The organism is Streptomyces sp. NPDC037013, assembly GCF_055607265.1.
In genome coordinates this window covers 664,294-682,049 of the sequence record NZ_JBVJRV010000004.1, presented here as the reverse complement: position 1 = coordinate 682,049, position 17,756 = coordinate 664,294, and the positions used below count along the sequence as shown (strand labels likewise).

Genomic DNA, 17,756 nt, shown 5'->3' with positions numbered 1-17,756 from the left:
CCGTTTGCTTCCGATGAGCGCGCAGGGCGAACCTTTCACGGTTTGTAACCGCCGTCCGCTCCCTCGGTCACCCATCCGGAGCGACGTCCGCCGCACCGAGTTCTGGGACATCATGCAGATTCGCGATCTTCCGTTTCCCGACCCGGGCGTCCCCGACACCCGGTCGGGGCCGCGCTTCCTGCTGTGGCTGGGCCGCAGCCAGCTCGGCGGACAACTCAAGTCACTCGCCTGGGGCCTGCTGCACTTCGGCTCCATCGCGGGCCTCCCCTACATGGTCGGCGTCGCCGTCGAGGCCGTCCTCGACCGCTCCGGCACCCGGCTCGCCCTCGCGGGCTCGCTGATCGTCCTCCTCGGCCTCGCCATCGCGGCGGGCGACACGATGCTCCACCGCACGGCGGTCACCAACTGGATCACCGCGGCCGCCCGCGTCCAGCAGCTGCTGGCCCGCAAGACCGCCGCGCTCGGCTCGGCACTCACCCGACGCGTCGCCGCCGGTGAAGTCGTGGCCGTCTCCACGGGTGACGTCGAGAAGATCGGATGGTTCGTGGAGGCGCTGTCCCGGTTCGCCGCGGCCGCCCTCACCGTCGTCCTGGTCTGCGTCGGGCTTCTCGTGTACCAGCCGGCGCTCGGCATCGTGGTCGCGGTGGGCATCCCGGTGCTCGCGCTCGCCGTGCTCCCACTACTGCCCCGCGCCACGCGCCGGGCCGACTTCCAGCGCGAGAAGGCCGGACGGGCCACCGAACTGGCGTCGGACACCGTCGCCGGCCTACGGGTGCTGCGCGGCATCGGCGGCGAGGAGCTCTTCCTCGACCGCTACCGCCGCGCGTCGCAGGAGGTCCGCACCGCGGCCGTGCGCAGCGCCCGCATGTGGGCGGCCATCTCGGCGATCCAGGTCCTGCTGCCGGGGCTGCTGCTGGTCGCGGTCGTCTGGCACGGGGTGCACCTCGCCCGCGAGGGCCGGATCACCGTCGGCGAACTCGTCACCGTCTACAGCGCGATCATGATGCTCAACTACCCCCTGCGTCACTTCGAAGAGATCGCCATGGCGTACTCCTTCTCCCGCCCTTCCGCGAAACGCGCCGCCCGGGTGCTCGCGCTGGAGCGGGTGGCGGGGGCTTCAGGGGCTGTGGGTGCTGCGGGTGCTGTAGGGGCGTTGGCGAACGATGGGGCTACGGCAGCGGACAGGGGTGGGGGTGCTGCGGAGGCTACGGAGGTTGCGGAGGGCACTGGGCGTACGAGTGCCTTTGGGCGTAATGGTGGCGTTGGGGACGACGAAGGGCGCTTCGAGTCGCGCTCGGCCGGGCCCCTGGGTGACCTGTACGACCCCGTGACGGGACTGTTCGCCCCGGCCGGGCGGTTCACCGCCGTGGTCTGCGGCGACCCGGACGAGGCGGGGCGGCTCGCCGAACGGCTCGGCGGCCACCCGACGTTCGATGAGGCTGCGGGCCTGCCCTCCGTACGGCTCGGTGACGTACCCCTGGACGATGTCCCGCTGGACGTCGCCCGCGCCCGCGTCCTCGTGCAGGACAAGGATCCCGTCCTGCTGTCCGGGACGCTCCGCGCGCTCCTGGACGTGCCGGCCTCGGGTGCTGTCAGCCCCGAGGAGGCGCTGGACGCGGCACAGTGCGCCGACGTTCTCGACGCGCTGGCGCAGGCGTCGGTGGACGACGACCCGATGGCCGCCCACCTCACGGAACGCGGCCGCTCCCTCTCCGGAGGCCAGCGCCAGCGTCTCGCTCTGGCCCGCTCCCTCGTCACCGACCCGGAAGCGCTCGTACTCGACGAGCCGACGTCCGCCGTCGACTCCCACACCGAGGCCCGCGTGGCCGACGGCATCAGGCAACTGCGGCAAGGGCGTACGACCGTGGTGCTCACCTCGTCGCCGCTGCTCCTCGACCGCGCCGAGCGGGTCGTCTTCCTCGCCGACGGCGAGGTCGCGGCGGTCGGCGCGCACCGCGAACTGGTGCACAGCGAGCCGCGGTACCGCGCGGTCGTGACCCGCGAGACCGACGCCGAACGTTTCGCGGCGGAGGCCCTGGAACACTTCGACATCGAGGAGACGGCATGATCGGCCTGGCTCCCCCGGCCTACGATCCGGCAGCCCCCACGACGGCGGACACGCTGCCCGTCGGCTCGGCCACGACCGTGCGCACCTACGTCCGTGAACTGTTCCGGCGCCACCGCCGGTCGTTCCTCCTGCTCATCCTGGTGAACACGCTCGCCGTCGTCGCCTCGATGGCCGGCCCGTACCTGCTCGGCGATCTGGTCGAGAAGGTGTCGGACGGCACCCGTGACCTCCATCTGGAGCTCACCATTGGCCTGTTCGTCGTCGCTCTGCTCGTGCAGGCGTACTTCGTACGCGAGGTGCGGCTGCGTGGTGCGGTGCTCGGCGAGCGGATGCTGGCGGACCTGCGGGAAGACTTCCTCGTGCGCTCGGTCGGCCTGCCGCCCGGCGTCCTGGAACGGGCCGGTACCGGTGACCTGCTCTCCCGCATCACCACGGACATCGACCGACTGGCCGAGGCCATGCGCGAGGCCGTGCCGCAGCTCGCCATCGGCGTGGTGTGGGTGGCGCTCCTGCTCGGCGGCCTCGCGGTGACCGCACCGCCCCTGGCGCCCGCCGTGCTCGTCGCCGTGCCCCTCCTCGTCGTGGGCTGCCGCTGGTACTTCAAACGGGCACCCTCCGCCTACCGTTCGGAAGCCGCCGGTTACGCCGCCGTGGCCGCCGCTCTCACCGAAACGGTCGACGCGGGACGCACGGTGGAGGCCCACCGCCTCGGACCCCGCCGCGTCGAGCTGTCGGAGCGCCGCATCAAGGAGTGGACCGCCTGGGAGCGGTACACCCTCTATCTGCGCTCGGTCCTCTTCCCGGTGATTACGTTCACGCACACGACCGTGCTCTGCTCGACACTGATGATGGGCGGCGTCTTCGTCCTCCAGGGCTGGATCGGCGTGGGCCAGCTGACCACGGGGGTACTCATCGCGCAGATGCTCGTCGATCCGCTCGGCATCATCCTGCGCTGGTACGACGAGCTGCAGGTCGCCCAGGTGTCGCTGGCCCGCCTCGTGGGCGTCCGCGACATCGAACCGGACGCCGGGGATCCGTCCGTCGTCCCGAACGGACGCGACGTCCGCGCCGACAACGTGCACTTCGGGTACCGCGCCGGCGTCGACGTCCTCCGCGAGGTGTCCCTGGCCGTCGAACCCGGCTCGCGGGTGGCCCTGGTCGGCCCGTCGGGTGCGGGCAAGTCGACCCTGGGCAGGCTCCTCGCGGGCATCTACGGACCGCGCACGGGTCATGTCACGCTGGGCGGCGCGGCCTTGTCGGCCATGCCGGCGGAAGAGGTGCGCACGCATGTGGCGCTGGTCAATCAGGAGCACCACGTCTTCGTGGGGTCGCTCCGCGACAACCTCCTCCTGGCCAGGAACAACGCTCGGGACGCCGAACTCTGGGCAGCCCTCGGCGCCGTGGACGCGGCCGACTGGGCACAGGCTCTCGACGACGGCCTGGACACCGAGGTGGGCTCCGGCGGTCATGCGCTGACACCGGCGCAGGCCCAGCAGATCGCCCTGGCCCGCTTGGTCCTGGCCGACCCGCACACGCTGGTCCTGGACGAGGCGACCTCGCTCCTCGACCCTCGCGCGGCCCGCCACCTGGAACGCTCCCTCGCCCGTGTCCTCGAAGGCCGAACGGTCGTCGCGATCGCCCACCGGCTCCACACGGCCCACGACGCGGACGTCATCGTGGTGGTCGAGAGCGGCCGCATCAGCGAACTGGGCAGCCACGACCAGCTGGTGGCGGCGGACGGAGCGTACGCGGCGCTGTGGCGCTCCTGGCACGGATAGGTCCCGCCCCTGTCCTCGCCCCCCTCCCTCGAAGAGGGTCGTCCGGCGAGAAAATCCGCCCGTCGGCCGGACCCCAGCCGTATCGTCGACGCCATCAACACCTCCTGCGAGGAGCCGCCTTGGCGAACGACGCGTTCCCCCACGACCTGTCGCGGCTCAGGGCCTCGATGACCGAACTCTGTGAGGCGCAGGCCGCACTCAACGTTCACGTGCAGGACGTGCTGCGCAGCGTCTCGCCCATCTGCATGGCTCTCCGAGAGATGCGCCTCATGAGCCTCCCGCTCGCCGAACTCAGCCGGGCCGCGCAGTCCGGCCGCTTTCTCGGCGAGAGCATGCCCGACCTGCGCAACTTCGTGGCACCGCCCGTCATTTCTCAGATGCGCAGGCTCGCCGCAGACCTCCAACACACCTATGCCATCCTGAACCTCGATCTCATGACCACCGGGGCCACGGCGCTGCCCGACGACGTCCGGGACGAGCTCGACAGCGACCTGGACGAACTGGAAGAACCCGTCCGCCGTCTGCTCGACGAAGAGAGCCCGGGACTCAAGTGGCCCCAGAAACGCACACTCGTCGCCTGGTACATCACGGCGGTCTTCTTCGTCCTCCTGTTCCAGGCCGTCATCGAGAGCGAGGCGGCCAAAGAGCTCCTCGAAGACATCGACCTCGTCTGGCCCGCCGCAGCCGCGGCGGGACTGGCCGTCCATACCGCGTGGGACAAGTTCCTTCCCGACGCACCTGACGATGCGGCTGAGGACGCGACTGAGGACACGGGCGAGGCCGAGCGCGTCGGCGAGGACGAGGGCGAGGGTGAGGACGACGCCGGCGCCGCCGCCTGACGAACGGCACCAACTCCGTGCACAGCCGGTGGAATCCGGCTCTCGTCGGGACAGAGAAGGACCGGAAGATCGACAAGCGGCCGAATTCCGCCTTCGGACTCGGATCCTCCGCCCACATACTTCTGAGCCATGACTCTTACGAAGCGCATCGCCGCCGTAGCAGCCTCCCTCACGGCCCTCACCAGCGCCGTCCTCGTCATGGCGCCCGGCGCCTCCGCCAACTCCTACAACGGGTGCGTCTACCCCCAGGTCTGCTTCTACCAGAACCAGGCCAGGTGGGACGCCGGGAATCCCAACGCCAGGTACCAGGACATCACCTCGGGCTACCAGAACCTCAGCACCGCCGCTCGCGGAGCGAACCACGTGTGGAACACCCGTAACGACGACCGGGCCTGGCTCCGCTACACCGAATACGGCGAGACGCACTACACGTGCCTGAACCCCAACTCCGGGGACTACTTCGACGGGCTGGAGACGCTTACCGGCATCAAGATCGAAAACGCCTCCCACTGCTGATCGCACCCTGGCCGAGACGCGAGTGACCCGGGCACGCGACTGACGGTCTCCCCATCGTCGAGCAGGGCATGCGGGCTCCGCAGCCGTCCGCCCAGGGGCAGTTAAGCTGCGCGAATGGTTGCAGCGCCCACGGACCCCGGTATTCCCGACCGTCGCGGGCCTGCCCGCTACCTCTGGTGGGTGACCGTCAGCCAACGCCACCGCGTCGTTCTCGGGGGCCTGTTGGGCAGCGCGTGGATGATCTGTCTGACTCTCCCCCCGTACGTCCTGTCGCGCGTCATCGACGATGGTCTTACGCCAGGCAATCGGACCGCCCTGTGGGGTTGGACCGCTGCCCTGCTCGGCATCGGAATTCTCAACGCCTGGCTCGCGATCATGCGGCACCGCACCATGACTCGAGTCCGGCTCGACGCCTACTTCCGTACGGTGCGAGTCGTGATCGACCACGCGACCCGGCTCGGCGCCACACTGCCCCGTCGCATGTCGGCCGGTGAGGTCATCACGATCGGCCACTCCGACGTGGGCGTGATCAGCCAGACCCTCACCGTCACAGGGCCCGGCGTGGGCGCGGTGATCGCCTATTTCGTGATCGCCGCGCTCCTGCTGTCCGTCTCCGCACTGCTTGCCGTGGTGGTTCTGATCGGCGTGCCGCTGCTCGCCGTACTGATCGGCCCCTTCCTCGGGCGCCTTCAGGGAGCCGAGACCGCTTACCGGGAGCGCCAGGGCATCCTCGCCGCGATACTCGGGGACCTCGCGGGGGGCCTCCGTGTCCTCAACGGGTTCGGCGGGAAAGGTGTGTTCGCCGCCCGGTACCGCGACGCCTCGCGCAGGCTCCGGGACGAGGGGTACCGGGTCGGATCGAGCATGAGTTGGATCCAGGCCTTCGGGCTCGGGCTGCCCACCCTGTTCCTGGCCGCCGTGACGTGGCTCGCCGCCCGCATGGCCGCCCAGGGCACCATCAGTGTGGGCGACTTGGTGGCCGTGTACGGCTACGTCGCCGTGCTCGTGCTGCCCGTGACCTTCTTCATCGAGGCCGGCTACGACATCGGCAGGGGCCTGGTCGCCGCACGCCGAGTGGTGAACTTCCTGAACCTGGAGCCGGAGAGCTTCGAAGAGCCTCGGCCGGAGAAGGCGACGCCTCAGACGCCGGCGACCGCAGGGTCGAACCCCGGAACACCGATTCCCGAGCAGCCGAGCGTCGAGAAGCCGATTCCCGAGGAGTCCAGGCTCAGAGATTCGAAGGGGGTCCAGGAGCCGCAGGACGAGGAGACGAAGGGCGAGCGGTCGACGGGCGAGGAGACGAGGGGCAAGCGGTCGAAGAGCGAGGAGGCGAGGGGCGGGGAGACGAAAGGCGCTGGTCCGGTTCGCGGCCCGCGCGGGCCGTCCGTCCTGCGGGACCCACACTCCGGCGTGGAGGTCGTACCAGGGGCCCTCACCGCGCTCGTCGGTGCACACGGTTCCGACGGCACGGACATCGTCGACCGTCTCGGCCGGTTCGCTCCCTCCGCCGTCATGTGGGGTCCGGTCCGCCTCGATACCGTCGCGCTGGACGAGGTGCGTACCCGGATCCTCGTGGCGGACAACGAGGCCGATCTCTTCGCCGGTACGCTGCGCGCAGCGATCTCGGGACGTCTGGATTTGGACGACGACGCCGTCGCCCGTGCGGTCGACGCGGCCATGGCCCGGGACGTCCTTCTCGGCCTGCCGGACGGGCTCGACGCTCTCCTCGACGCGCACGGCCGCAACCTCTCCGGTGGCCAACGTCAACGGATCCGCCTCGCCCGCGCCCTCCTCGTCGATCCCGAAGTACTCCTGGCGGTCGACCCGACGTCGGCGGTCGACGCCCACACCGCCGCCAAGATGGCCGCACGTCTGCGCGCCGCCCGCGAGGGCCGTACGACGCTCGTCACCAGCACGTCTCCCCTCGTCCTCGCTCAGGCCGACACCGTGTACTTCCTGGTGGGCGGGAAGGTCGCCGCCACCGGGCGTCACACCGATCTGTGGGGCTCGTGCCCGGATTACCGGCGCCTGGTGTCGCCCGGCGACGACGAAGGCGATGAGCCAGAGGAGCAGCACACGCCAGACGGCCACAAGCAACCTCGCCGCCCGTCCACCGAGCCGAGTCACGAGGCACTCCGATGACGCCCACGAAACCGACCACCCGCAGCCGCTCCGGCAACGGCGACGAGGGCAACGGCGACGACGAGCGCCGCGACGACGGCTCGGCGGGCGCGGCCTCCGGGCAGTTGCCCATAGCCGACCGGCGCCAGGTACGTCGGGCCGCCGTCCGCCTCATCCGGCAGGACACCGCAGCCTTCGTCACCATGATCGTCTTCAACGCGCTCGCCGCGGCGGCGGGTCTGGTCGGCCCCTGGCTCCTCGGCCGCATCATCAACACGGTCAAGGCCGGCGGAGGCGTCGCCGCCGTCGACCGCCTCGCACTCGGCATCCTCGCCGGGGCCGTCGCCCAGCTCCTCCTGGCACGTCACGCCCGCTACCTCGCCCACCGCTTCGGCGAGCGAACCCTCGCCCGCATCCGGGAACAGTTCGTCGACCGGGCGCTCGCACTGCCTGCTTCCGTCGTGGAGCGCGCCGGCGCGGGGGACCTGACGGCCCGCGGCACCACGGACGTGGCGACAGCCGGGCAGACACTGCGCGACACCGGTCCGGACGTCTTCGTCGCGGCCGTGCAGGCACTGTTCATCCTCGGCGCGGTCTTCCTGCTCGACCCGCTGCTCGGAATCTGCGGCGTGCTCGGTCTCACCGGCATCTGGTTCGCCACCCGCTGGTACCTGCGCCGGGCCCGCTCCGCCTACCTCGACCAGGGCGCTGCCCACTCCGCGCTGGCGGAGGTTCTGGCCGCCACCGCGTCCGGAGCGCGCACTGTCGAGGCCTTCGGGCTGCGCGAGCGGCGCATCGCGGACAGCGAGGCGGAGATCGAACGGTGCGTCGACGCCCACCACCGCACGCTGTTCCTCCGGAGCGTCCTCTTCCCCTCCGTCGACATCTCCTACGTCGTCCCCGTCGTCGCCGTGCTGCTCATCGGCGGAGCCCTGCACGATCAGGGCTCGGTGAGCCTCGGCACGGTGGTCGCCTCCGCGCTGTATCTGCGGCAGCTTTCCCAGCCACTCGACACGATCCTTCAGCAGGTCGAGCAGTTGCAGAGCAGTGGTGCGTCCTTCGCCCGCGTCGAGGGTCTGGCCGCCGCCCCGACCAGTCCGACGGTGGCGACCGACCCGACTCAAGCCGACGTAACCGGCACAGCCCATGCAGCTGATGTAGTCGATGCAGCACATCGAGTCGAACCGGTCTCGCCAGCCGCTTCCCCTGTGCCGTCGACGCCTCGGCCCCTCTCCACCGCGGCCTCGGGAGGCTCCCGCTCCGGCTCCTCCTCGACCTGCCCCACCCCTCCCCCTACCGGGGCTTCCCAAGACGACCGCATCGAGATCCGCGGAGCGCGGTTCGCCTACGGCGGAGGCGCGGATGTTCTGCGCGACGTCACTCTGTCCGTACGTCCCGGTGAGCGCCTGGCGATCGTCGGGCCCTCGGGTGCGGGCAAGAGCACGCTGAGTCGTCTCCTGGCCGGAATCGACGCGCCGACCGCGGGAACCGTGGCCGTGGGCGGTGTGCCCATCGCCGACCTGCCGCCCGACCGTCTGCGCCGCCAGGTCGTCCTCGTCACCCAGGAACACCACGTCTTTCTCGGCTCGGTCCGGGACAACCTGCGTATCGCGGCCGAGTCCGCCACGGACACCGAGCTGGACGCGGCTCTCGCCGCGGTCGGCGCGGACTGGTTCGACGACCTCCCTCAGGGCCTGGACACCGAGCTGGGTCCCGGAGGTCACCGGCTGCACGGGGCCCAGGCGCAGCAGCTGGCACTGGCCCGCGTCGTGCTCGCCGATCCGCACACGCTGATCCTCGACGAGGCCACCGCGCTCCTGGATCCGACGGCGGCACGGCACACGGAGCGGGCCTTGACCGCCGTCCTGCGCGGCCGGACCGTCATCGCCATCGCCCACCGACTGCAGACGGCCCACGACGCGGACCGGGTGGCTGTCATGGAGGGCGGCCGGGTGACCGAGCTCGGGACCCACGACGAGCTGGTGGCGGCCGAGGGGGCTTACGCCGCCCTCTGGCACTCCTGGCACGGCGAGCACTCGCCCACGCCCTGAGTGCCGGCGGGCCGTGCGATCACCGTCCCGAGCGCGAAGGCACCCGGTCGGGTGAGGTGGAGAGAGATCCGTCGAGTCGGGAGTAGAAAGAGCCTTCAGGTGGAGGGGAGACGGAGCCTTCAGATGTAGTTGAGCGCGGCCGCGCCGCCCACTCCCCCGAGCAACATGAACACCGGCATCAGCACCTTGAGCTCGATCCAGCTCCCCGCCCGGAACCGCATCACCTTCGGTGGCCCCACCGGATACCAGCGCTTGCGGCCGATGGGGATGGGCCAGAGGATCGGGCACCCGGAAACGGTCAGCGCGTCCCCGATGTCGTGCACCAGCGCACCGAGCACGATCGGCAGGCCCAGCCACAGATACTCCTGGCCGGGCTCGGTGAACATCCAGCCCGACCCGTTGCCCGGCTTGTCCAGGACTCCGGCGAGGATCCAGGCGCTCGTCGCGGCGAGCAACCACACCAGCACATCGCTGCTCGACCCGCGGGCGGCCCGCCACAGCAAGCCTTCGATGGCGAGCACCATGTGGACGAAGAGGATGGCGAGGACCGCCCAGCGCCCGCCGAAGATCGCCAGGGCCGAGGTGCCCGCTCCGATCAGCACCGCCCACAGCCAGGTGTGCGTGAGGGTGCGGTGACCGCCCGACCGGCGCGGGTCGCCCTGCTTGCGGGTCGCCTTGTAGACGGCGTACGAGAGTTTGTCGACAATTTCGCACAAACCCCGCGAGAGCGGTCCGAATGCCCGCGAGATGGTCGCCGACTTGTGGTCGAGGTCGGGCGCCAGCGCCGCCCCCGCGCAGATCAGCGCTCCCACGAGGAGGACCGGCCAGGGCATCGTGTGCCCCGCGGCCGCCGCAGCGGCACCGACCCCCAGCCAGGCTGCCGCCCCCGACAGCGAGTGTGCCGGTCCCATCATTGCTGTTGCCCGCCCCATTTCGATTGTTCTGACGCCCCGTCGGCGACACAGCGTAGCGTTCGTGATCTTCGTGTGAACCGCCGGTTCCCTGATCGGGCGGGAAGGAAGGCAAGATGGGGGTGTGACCCTTATCGATCAGCTGCCGCCGGATGCCGACCCCGATGCCCTCTTCGAAGCCTTCTCGTCGTGGGCCGAGGACCAGGGCATCACCCTCTACCCGGCCCAGGAGGAGGCGCTGATCGAGGTGGTCTCCGGGGCGAACGTGATCTTGTCCACGCCGACCGGCTCCGGCAAGAGCCTGGTCGCGGCGGGCGCTCACTTCACGGCCCTCGCCCAGGACAAGGTCACCTTCTACACGGCGCCCATCAAGGCTCTGGTGTCGGAGAAGTTCTTCGACCTGTGCAAACTCTTCGGTACCGAGAACGTCGGCATGCTGACCGGCGACGCGTCCGTCAACGCCGACGCGCCCGTCATCTGCTGCACCGCCGAGGTCCTCGCCTCGATCGCGCTGCGGGACGGCAAGCACGCCGACATCGGCCAGGTCGTGATGGACGAGTTCCACTTCTACGCCGAGCCGGACCGCGGCTGGGCCTGGCAGATTCCGCTGCTCGAACTTCCGCAGGCGCAGTTCATCCTCATGTCGGCGACGCTCGGTGACGTCAGCATGTTCGAGAAGGACCTGACGCGCCGCACCGGCCGCCCCACCTCGGTCGTCCGTTCCGCGACGCGTCCGGTCCCGCTGTCGTACGAGTACCGTCTGACGCCGATCACCGAGACGCTGACCGAGCTCCTGGAGACCAAGCAGGCGCCCGTCTATATCGTGCACTTCACTCAGGCCCAGGCGGTCGAGCGCGCACAGTCGCTGATGAGCATCAACATGTGCACGCGCGAGGAGAAGGACAAGATCGCCGACCTGATCGGCAATTTCCGTTTCACCACCAAGTTCGGCCGCAACCTCTCGCGCTACGTGCGCCACGGGATCGGCGTGCACCACGCCGGCATGCTGCCCAAGTACCGACGTCTGGTGGAGAAGCTCGCCCAAGCGGGCCTCCTGAAGGTCATCTGCGGCACGGACACCCTGGGCGTCGGCGTCAACGTCCCGATCCGCACCGTGCTCTTCACGGCCCTCACCAAGTACGACGGCACCCGCGTCCGCACTCTCCGCGCGCGGGAGTTCCACCAGATCGCCGGGCGCGCCGGCCGTGCCGGCTTCGACACCGCGGGCCTCGTGGTCGCCCAGGCTCCCGAGCACGTCATCGAGAACGAGAAGGCGCTCGCCAAGGCCGGCGACGACGCGAAGAAGCGCCGCAAGGTGGTCCGCAAGAAGGCGCCCGAGGGCTTCGTCGCCTGGTCGGAGACCACCTTCGAGAAGCTCATCGCCTCCGAGCCGGAGCCGCTGACCTCCCGCTTCCGGGTCACCCACACCATGCTGCTGTCCGTGATCGCGCGCCCCGGCAATGCCTTCGAGGCCATGCGTCACCTCCTCGAGGACAACCACGAGCCCCGCAAGCAGCAGCTGCGCCACATCCGCAGGGCCATCGCGATCTACCGCTCGCTGCTCGCCGGCGGCGTGGTGGAGAAGCTCGACGAGCCGGATGCCACCGGGCGCATCGTGCGCCTGACGGTGGACCTGCAGCAGGATTTCGCGCTCAACCAGCCCCTGTCGACGTTCGCTCTCGCTGCCTTCGAGGTCCTCGACCCCGAGTCCCCGTCGTACGCCCTGGACATGGTCTCCGTCGTCGAGTCCACTCTGGACGACCCGCGCCAGATCCTCGCGGCCCAGCAGAACAAGGCTCGCGGCGAGGCCGTGGCGCTGATGAAGGCGGACGGCGTCGAGTACGAGGAGCGGATGGAGCGGCTCCAGGACATCACCTACCCGAAGCCGTTGGAGGAGCTCCTCTTCCACGCGTACAACACGTACCGCACCAGTCACCCGTGGGTCGGCGACCACCCGCTCTCGCCCAAGGCCGTCATCCGTGACATGTACGAACGGGCGCTGTCCTTCACGGAATTCACGTCCTTCTACGAACTCGCCCGTACCGAGGGCATCGTCCTGCGCTACCTCGCGAGCGCGTACAAGGCCCTGGAACACACCATCCCGGACGACCTGAAGTCCGAGGACCTGGAGGACCTGATCGCCTGGCTGGGCGAGATGGTGCGCCAGGTCGACTCCAGCCTCCTCGACGAGTGGGAGCAGCTGGCCAACCCCGAGGTGATGACGGCGGAGGAGGCCCAGGAGAAGGCCGATCAGGTGAAGCCGGTCACGGCCAACGCCCGAGCCTTCCGCGTCCTCGTCCGCAACGCGCTGTTCCGCAGGGTCGAGCTGGCCGCCCTCGACCACATCGAGGAGCTGGGCGAGCTGGACGCCGAGTCGGGCTGGGACGCCGACGCGTGGGGCGAGGCCATGGACAAGTACTGGGACGAGTACGAAGATCTCGGCACCGGCCCCGATGCCCGGGGCCCCAAGCTGTTGCTCATCGAGGAGGATCCCGAGCACGGTCTGTGGCGCGTCCGGCAGACGTTCGCCGACCCGAACGGCGACCATGACTGGGGCATCAGCGCGGAGGTCGATCTCGCGGCCTCCGACGAGGAGGGCCGTGCCATCGTCCGGGTCACGGACGTCGGCCAGCTCTGAAAGCCCCGATGAGCCGCGTGTCCCGGACAGGAGTCGAGGAACTGTCATGAGCAACCCTGCCGACCGGCTGGTCGACCTGCTCGACCTGGAGCGGATCGAGGTCAACATCTTCCGGGGCCGCAGCCCGAACGAGTCCCTCCAGCGGGTCTTCGGCGGGCAGGTCGCCGGACAGGCCCTGGTGGCAGCGGGCCGCACCACCGAAGGCGACCGACCGGTGCACTCGCTGCACGCGTACTTCCTGCGCCCAGGCCGCCCGGGCGTGCCCATCGTGTACCAGGTCGAACGGGTCAGGGACGGGCGCTCCTTCACCACGCGCCGCGTCACCGCCGTCCAGCAGGGCCGCACCATCTTCAACCTCACCGCCTCCTTCCACCAGCCCGAACAGAGCGCTTTCGAACACCAGCTGCCACCACGCCTCACGGCCCCGGACCCGGAGTCGCTGCCCACGGTCAGCGAGGAGATCAGGGAGCACCTCGGCGCACTCCCCGAGCAGCTGGAACGCATGGCCCGGCGCCAGCCCTTCGACATCCGCTACGTCGACCGGTTGCGCTGGAGCGCCGAGGAGATCAAGGACGCCGAGCCGCGCAGCGCGGTGTGGATGCGGGCTGTCGGCCCGCTGGGCGACGACCCTCTCGTACACACCTGCGCGCTGACGTACGCGAGCGACATGACCCTCCTCGACGCCGTCCGTATCCCGGTGGAGCCGCTCTGGGGTCCGCGCGGCTTCGACATGGCCTCGCTCGACCACGCCATGTGGTTCCACCGCCCGTTCCGCGCCGACGAGTGGTTCCTCTACGACCAGGAGTCCCCCATCGCCACGGGGGGTCGCGGCCTCGCCCGGGGCCGCATCTACGACATCGAGGGGCGCCTCCTGGTGTCAGTGGTGCAGGAAGGGCTCTTCCGCCCGTATGGGGAGCGGCACATGGACAGTCCGACAGCCGAGTCCTGAGGGCGGCCGGCGGAGATCCCGGGCAGGAGGCGACGGAGTGCGACGGATCGACGTGGTGGAGCGGCGGGCGCGGCTGGCCCTGCGCCACCGGCTGACCGCGAATTCCAGGTCGGACGATCCGGTCGAGGCGGCACGCTCGCTCCTGGCCCTGCACGGCACCGACCCCTCGTCGGTGTATGTCGGCGCCTGGGCCCGCATGCGGGACGGCGGGGTGGCGGACGTGGAGCGCGCCTTGTACGAGGACCGGTCGCTGATCCGGTTCATGGGGATGCGACGCACGGTTTTCGTCACCTCTCTGGACGTCGCTCCGGTACTGCAAGCCGCCTGTTCGCGGACGGTCGCCGCGCGCGAGCGCCGTCTGCTGCTGAGGATGCTGGCCGAGTCCGGTGTCGCCGACAGCGCGGCAGGGGTGAAGGCGTGGCTGGCGCAGGCGGAGAAGGCGGCGTTGCGCGCCCTCAAGGAGCGAGGTGAGGCGACCGCGGCCGAGTTGGCCGGCGACGACCCACGTCTGGGCACCGAACTGGTCATGTCGCGCGGCAAGAGCTACGAGGGCCGGCAGAAGTTGGCCAGTCGGCTTCTGCTGTTGCTCGCCGCCGAGGGCCAGGTGGTCCGCGGCAGACCGCGCGGGACGTGGACCTCGCACCAGTACCGTTGGGCGCCGCTGACGGACTGGTTTCCCGGCGGGTTCACCGACTGGGACACCCAGGACGCCGAAACGGAGCTCGCCCGGCGGTGGCTGCGCACGTTCGGTCCCGCCACTGCGGATGATCTGCGCTGGTGGGCAGGGTGGACCAAGACCCAGACGAAGCGCGCTCTGACCGAAGTGCGCCCCGTCGAGGTCGATTTGGACGGGACCCTCGGGCTGCTGCTCCCCGACGACATGGAGGAGACCTCCCGCCCCGAGCCGTGGGCCGCCCTGCTTCCTGCGCTCGACTCGACCCCGATGGGGTGGCAGCACCGCCAGTGGTTCCTCGGAGAACACGGCCCGCGTCTCTTCGACAGAAACGGCAACATCGGTCCGTCCGTCTGGTGGAACGGCCGCATTGTCGGCGGTTGGGCGCAGGACGGCAGCGGCGAGATCGTGTACCGGTTCCTCGAGGACGTGGGCGCCGACGCGCGAGACGCGGTGCGGGGTGAGGCCGAGCGTCTGGCAGCGCGGCTGGGTGGCGTGCGGCTCACCGCGCGCACTCGGGGACGTACCTGGCTCGAGGAAGAATTGGCCGGGTGACCGCGCCGGGACGGACCAAGGGCGGAAATCGACAAGCATTCACGGCTCCGTTCGACATAGGTTTCGATTCTTGGCACGGATGACATCGCGTGCGTCACGAGCAGGGGTGCGAAGGGGATGGGGATCTTGAGCGGGAACCCGGCTGAGGACAGGGATCAGCTGTTGTCGGAGGCCGTACGACTCCGCAAGTCAGGTCAGCCCGAGGAGGCCAGAGAGCGACTCGTCGCGCTCTCTGACCGATTCCCTCAGGACGCCGAAGTGGCGTATCAGACGGCGTGGGTCCATGACGCTCTCGGCCTCGAGGCCGAGGCGGTGCCGCATTACGAGCGCGCGCTCAGCGGATCAGGTCTCTCGGAGGCCGATCGCCGGGGAGCTCTGCTGGGTTTGGGCAGCACGTACCGGATTCTGGGGCGGTACGAAGAGGCCGTTGCCACGCTCGGTGGTGCGGCGGCGGAGTTTCCCGACGACGCAGGGCTCAAGACATTCCTGGCCATGGCTCTCTACAACACCGGCCGGACCCATGACGCCATGGAGATGCTGCTGACGCTGCTGGCCGCCACGAGCAGCGACCCGGGGATCGCCGGCTACCGGCCCGCCATCGAGGAGTACGCGAAGGACCTGGACGCGACGGTGTAGTGGCGGCTGCGTCGGGAGCGCGGTGCCCGCGCTCTATGTCCGCCTGCGGCGCAGCCACTTCATCATGCCTCGCGACTCCCGGACCAAGGGATCGATAGCGACCTCGTTCCTCGGTTTGGGTTCGCTGACGGGCATGTCTTGTTCAGGCACGATGCGCTGGTCGGGTCGGGGTGCCGGATGTTGTGCGCGGGCCTGGACGAGGCCGATCAGCAGGCTGGAGCGCAGCCATCGGATCTCGTCGGGGTCGTCCGCAGTCGTGATCTTCTCCACGATCCGTGCCGCGGGCGAGTCTGGTGCTCCGTGGGTGCGTGGTACCGGCTTGAGGCGGTTCAGGTAGGCGCGCTCATACGGGTCCTTGATGATTTCCGCGATCTGCACCGGATCGAGCAGCGACGCCACGGCTGCGGCCCATTCCCATTCGTCATCGGACTGGCGCAGCAGGAATCCCGCGTACCGCCCGCGCCAGTTGCGTGCTCGCAGATCCTGGCCTTCTTCGAGCCTGTCCCGCATCGCCTCCGGCATGCGTCCCGTGAGCAGCATGGCGTTGGTCTCTGATGCGGCGAAATGCCGCAGCTCTTCGGCGAGGTAGAGCCAGACAACAGCTCGATACCGGTTCAGGTAGAACTTGACCGGCGTCAGGACGCCTGCGCGGGCGAGACGTGTGAAGCGCGCCGTGCTGATGTGCATGAGTTCCGCGCCCTCTGTGGTGCCCACTGCTCTGACGCTCTCGCGCAACGTCTCGGGGAAACCTTCGCACCCGCGCACACGGTCGATTTCCTCGCGCGTGACGCGGCGTTGGCCGCCGACCGTATCCCCGACAGTGCGGATACGGCCGAGCATCACCGCCAGGTCGAATTCGCCGCGTTTGAGCTCCAGTTCCTTGGCCGCCCGGCTCGGCGTGACCGTCGGCGGGATGGTCGTCGCGCGACTCTGCTGAGTGATGGTGTCACCGGTCATGGTGGATCTCCCCCGTGAGATGTGATTGCTCTCGGGAAAAACCGTAGCCCGATCACCACGATCCTCGCTGAGCCTGTGGATAACTCCTGACGTGGCGCCGTCAGCGCAGGTCAGAGGTCCACGATGGGCGTGCGGTCCGGTTGGCGGGCGTCCACGCCGAGGTGCTCTCCGACGCGGTTCACGAGCAGCGTCATTTCGTAGGCGACCTGGCCTATGTCGGCCTCCGCCGAGCTCAGGACGCACAGACAACTGCCGTCTCCCGCCGCCGTGACGAACAGGACCGCGTCGTCGAACTCGACCATCGTCTGGCGAACGTTACCGGCGCGGAAATGGCGCCCCGACCCCTTGGCCAGACTGTGCAATCCCGAGGAGACCGCTGCCAGGTGTTCCGCGTCCTCCCGCTTCAGGTCCGCGCTCGCGGCGGTCACCAGTCCATCGTTGGACAGCACCAGCGCATGCCGTACGTGCTCCATCCGGTGGGTCAGGTCGTCCAGCAGCCACCCGAGCCCCATGCTCTGCCCCATGTTCCTGTCTCCCCGTCTCCGTTCCCCCTGGCCGGAGGATCTGACCTGCCAGCCTTCACCACGACCGGCCCCCCGGCAAGCATGATGGGGACATGGCACAGAAGATGACCGATGAGGAATGGCGGGCCTTCGTCTCGCACGGCACTCGAACCGGCAAGCTCTCGACCGTCAGGAAGGACGGCAGCCCGCACATCGCGCCCATCTGGTTCCTGCTCGACGGGGACGAGCTGGTCTTCAACACGGGCAAGGAAACCGTCAAGGGCCGCAACCTCGCACGGGACGGTCGCGTGTCCCTGTGCGTCGACGACGACCGGCCGCCGTTCGCCTTCGTGGTCCTGCAGGGCCGCGCGGAATTGAGCGAGGACCTCGATCAGGTTCAGCACTGGGCCGCGAGGATCGGCGCACGCTACATGGGCGAGAGTCGGGCCGAGGAGTTCGGCAAGCGAAATGGCGTGCCCGGGGAACTCCTGGTCCGCGTGCGGATCGACAAGGTTCTGGCACAGGCAGCGGTCGCGGACTGACGCATTCGCGGGGAACGCC

Annotated in this window: 14 protein-coding genes; 11 read left to right on the top strand and 3 right to left on the bottom strand. The window is 69.7% G+C overall.

Translation table 11 applies throughout. The annotated features are described in order from the left end of the window. Positions 1–112: 112 nt before the first annotated feature. From ACZ7DY_RS17585 to ACZ7DY_RS17560, 6 genes are all read left to right on the top strand, one after another. Positions 113–2,068 (top strand): ABC transporter transmembrane domain-containing protein, encoded by a 1,956-nt coding sequence (locus ACZ7DY_RS17585; protein ID WP_471136033.1) that lies wholly within the window; start codon positions 113–115, stop codon positions 2,066–2,068. Next, the gene (locus ACZ7DY_RS17580; RefSeq protein WP_471136031.1) at positions 2,065–3,846 is read left to right on the top strand and encodes an ABC transporter ATP-binding protein; all 1,782 of its coding nucleotides are present in this window, start codon (positions 2,065–2,067) and stop codon (positions 3,844–3,846) included. Before ACZ7DY_RS17585 ends, ACZ7DY_RS17580 begins: the two co-directional genes overlap by 4 nt. Before the next feature lie 119 nt (positions 3,847–3,965). Next, entirely contained in the window at positions 3,966–4,685 is a 720-nt protein-coding gene (locus ACZ7DY_RS17575; protein WP_471136029.1) for a hypothetical protein, read from the top strand. Positions 4,686–4,814: 129 nt separating this feature from the next. Next, the gene (locus ACZ7DY_RS17570; protein WP_471136027.1) at positions 4,815–5,201 is read left to right on the top strand and encodes a hypothetical protein; all 387 of its coding nucleotides are present in this window, start codon (positions 4,815–4,817) and stop codon (positions 5,199–5,201) included. 114 nt (positions 5,202–5,315) lie between these two features. Continuing rightward, on the top strand, positions 5,316–7,343 hold the full coding sequence (locus ACZ7DY_RS17565; protein WP_471136024.1) for an ABC transporter transmembrane domain-containing protein: 2,028 nt from the start codon (positions 5,316–5,318) through the stop codon (positions 7,341–7,343). Further along, entirely contained in the window at positions 7,340–9,373 is a 2,034-nt protein-coding gene (locus ACZ7DY_RS17560; protein WP_471136022.1) for an ABC transporter ATP-binding protein, read from the top strand. Before ACZ7DY_RS17565 ends, ACZ7DY_RS17560 begins: the two co-directional genes overlap by 4 nt. A gap of 119 nt (positions 9,374–9,492) precedes the next feature. On the opposite strand, the gene ACZ7DY_RS17555 is transcribed toward ACZ7DY_RS17560, so the two are convergent. After that, positions 9,493–10,287: a metal-dependent hydrolase gene (locus ACZ7DY_RS17555; protein WP_471136020.1), complete on the bottom strand. Its 795-nt coding sequence runs from the start codon at positions 10,285–10,287 to the stop codon at positions 9,493–9,495. 88 nt (positions 10,288–10,375) lie between these two features. On the opposite strand from ACZ7DY_RS17555, the gene ACZ7DY_RS17550 reads away from it, so the two are divergent. From ACZ7DY_RS17550 to ACZ7DY_RS17535, 4 genes are all read left to right on the top strand, one after another. After that, positions 10,376–12,922, top strand: a complete 2,547-nt coding sequence (locus tag ACZ7DY_RS17550) for a DEAD/DEAH box helicase (RefSeq protein WP_471136692.1) — start codon at positions 10,376–10,378, stop codon at positions 12,920–12,922. Between the two features lie 46 nt (positions 12,923–12,968). Beyond that, positions 12,969–13,871 (top strand): acyl-CoA thioesterase, encoded by a 903-nt coding sequence (locus ACZ7DY_RS17545; RefSeq protein ID WP_471136018.1) that lies wholly within the window; start codon positions 12,969–12,971, stop codon positions 13,869–13,871. Between the two features lie 37 nt (positions 13,872–13,908). Then, a complete protein-coding gene (locus ACZ7DY_RS17540; RefSeq protein ID WP_471136015.1) occupies positions 13,909–15,099 on the top strand; it encodes a winged helix DNA-binding domain-containing protein in 1,191 nt (396 codons plus the stop codon). 117 nt (positions 15,100–15,216) lie between these two features. Further along, on the top strand, positions 15,217–15,735 hold the full coding sequence (locus ACZ7DY_RS17535; RefSeq protein WP_471136013.1) for a tetratricopeptide repeat protein: 519 nt from the start codon (positions 15,217–15,219) through the stop codon (positions 15,733–15,735). Positions 15,736–15,768: 33 nt separating this feature from the next. Here ACZ7DY_RS17535 and ACZ7DY_RS17530 read toward each other — a convergent pair whose 3' ends face one another. Next, a complete protein-coding gene (locus ACZ7DY_RS17530) occupies positions 15,769–16,692 on the bottom strand; it encodes a DUF6397 family protein (protein WP_471136011.1) in 924 nt (307 codons plus the stop codon). Between the two features lie 110 nt (positions 16,693–16,802). Beyond that, the gene (locus ACZ7DY_RS17525) at positions 16,803–17,216 is read right to left on the bottom strand and encodes a roadblock/LC7 domain-containing protein (protein WP_471136008.1); all 414 of its coding nucleotides are present in this window, start codon (positions 17,214–17,216) and stop codon (positions 16,803–16,805) included. Between the two features lie 92 nt (positions 17,217–17,308). Between ACZ7DY_RS17525 and ACZ7DY_RS17520 the strand changes: the two genes are divergently transcribed. Continuing rightward, complete coding sequence (locus tag ACZ7DY_RS17520; protein WP_471136006.1) at positions 17,309–17,737, top strand: PPOX class F420-dependent oxidoreductase; 429 nt, start codon at positions 17,309–17,311, stop codon at positions 17,735–17,737. Positions 17,738–17,756 lie beyond the last annotated feature (19 nt).

Bases quoted from the DNA above. Each gene is read 5' to 3' on its own strand.
- ACZ7DY_RS17555 (WP_471136020.1), bottom strand. From the start codon at position 10,287: ATGATGGGACCGGCACACTCGCTGTCGGGGGCGGCAGCCTGGCTGGGG.
- ACZ7DY_RS17585 (WP_471136033.1), top strand. From the start codon at position 113: ATGCAGATTCGCGATCTTCCGTTTCCCGACCCGGGCGTCCCCGACACC.
- ACZ7DY_RS17520 (WP_471136006.1), top strand. From the start codon at position 17,309: ATGGCACAGAAGATGACCGATGAGGAATGGCGGGCCTTCGTCTCGCAC.
- ACZ7DY_RS17525 (WP_471136008.1), bottom strand. From the start codon at position 17,216: ATGGGGCAGAGCATGGGGCTCGGGTGGCTGCTGGACGACCTGACCCAC.
- ACZ7DY_RS17545 (WP_471136018.1), top strand. From the start codon at position 12,969: ATGAGCAACCCTGCCGACCGGCTGGTCGACCTGCTCGACCTGGAGCGG.
- ACZ7DY_RS17535 (WP_471136013.1), top strand. From the start codon at position 15,217: ATGGGGATCTTGAGCGGGAACCCGGCTGAGGACAGGGATCAGCTGTTG.
- ACZ7DY_RS17565 (WP_471136024.1), top strand. From the start codon at position 5,316: ATGGTTGCAGCGCCCACGGACCCCGGTATTCCCGACCGTCGCGGGCCT.
- ACZ7DY_RS17580 (WP_471136031.1), top strand. From the start codon at position 2,065: ATGATCGGCCTGGCTCCCCCGGCCTACGATCCGGCAGCCCCCACGACG.
- ACZ7DY_RS17530 (WP_471136011.1), bottom strand. From the start codon at position 16,692: ATGACCGGTGACACCATCACTCAGCAGAGTCGCGCGACGACCATCCCG.
- ACZ7DY_RS17570 (WP_471136027.1), top strand. From the start codon at position 4,815: ATGACTCTTACGAAGCGCATCGCCGCCGTAGCAGCCTCCCTCACGGCC.
- ACZ7DY_RS17560 (WP_471136022.1), top strand. From the start codon at position 7,340: ATGACGCCCACGAAACCGACCACCCGCAGCCGCTCCGGCAACGGCGAC.